Below are 1,170 nucleotides of genomic sequence, written 5' to 3' on the forward strand. Positions count from 1 at the left end.
GTTGGGCTCGCCCTTGGTGGGCGTATTCGGCTTGTTATGCCGCGATATTGGGTTCTACCATCAGTGAGTGGGTTGGCGGTTGCCATTGTTTACGCTTGGCTTGCTGATTTTTCTTTGCCGACGACCCGAGCCGTTTCTGTTTGTATCATCTATCTTGCTTTGAAGTATTGGCTTGTTCATTGGAGTCCATGGCGCGTACTGTTATTGGCTGTGGCGTTGCAACTTTTCTTCCAACCTTTTGCTTCTTTTAGTTTGAGTTTTTGGCTGTCTTATTTATCCGTTGGTGCCGTTTTGTTTGCGGTTAACACAGTGCAAGACTCGAAGGAAGGTCGTTTGGGAAAGTTGCGGATACTTCTGTTGACTCAACTGATACTGAGCTTATTGATTGTCCCGATCAGTGGCTATTTTTTCTCTGGATTTAGCTGGTCTTCTTTAGTCTACAATTTGGTTTTCATTCCTTGGTTTGGCTTTGTTGTCGTTCCAATCATGTTTGCTGCTTTAATTGCGTCATTGCTCTTTCCTATGTTGGCGACGGTTCTATGGTATTTGCTTGACATATTTCTGGTTCCACTAAGTTGGTCGGTTCGATATGCCATAGGAACTTGGCAACCCATTAGTGCCGAGTGGACATTTGTTATTGCTGTAGTGAGTGCCGTGCTCGTTTTAAGACATGTTATGCCTCGTTACGTTTGGATGTTTGTCTGTGTAATTGTTGTGATGACAGGGTTGTTTCCTAAGCAAGATAACCAAACTTGGCGTATTGATGTGCTTGATGTCGGGCATGGGTTGGCGGTGCTGGTCGAAAATGAGGGGAGTGTTTTACTCTATGATACGGGCAAGGCTTGGCAAAACGGCAGTATAGCTGAGCAAGTGATTACGCCAGTACTGCACCGCAGAGGTTACTCAAGTGTCGATACGATGATTTTAAGTCATGCCGATAATGACCATGCTGGCGGCCGAAAAGTGATAGAGCAGTACTTTTCACCTAAACACAAACTAAGCAGCCAGAGCTTTTTACATTATCAGCCTTGTATTGCTGCTGAGAAATGGAAGTGGCAAGGGTTGAACATGGAGGTACTTTGGCCTCCTAAACCTGTTGTACGTGCATACAACCCCCACTCTTGTGTCATCAGTCTGGAAGACCCTAGTACAGGTTTTAAAATGTTGTTT

The 1,170-nt window shown here is 45.0% G+C and carries 1 protein-coding gene; it reads left to right on the plus strand.

The genetic code is table 11. The features are described from left to right. Positions 1–1,170, plus strand: a 1,170-nt coding sequence (locus tag R7D93_RS25720) for a DNA internalization-related competence protein ComEC/Rec2 (protein WP_318129612.1), incomplete at both ends; no start/stop codon positions are given.

Source organism: Vibrio sp. YT-15 (assembly GCF_033337445.1).
GTDB classification, from domain to species: domain Bacteria; phylum Pseudomonadota; class Gammaproteobacteria; order Enterobacterales; family Vibrionaceae; genus Vibrio; species Vibrio alginolyticus.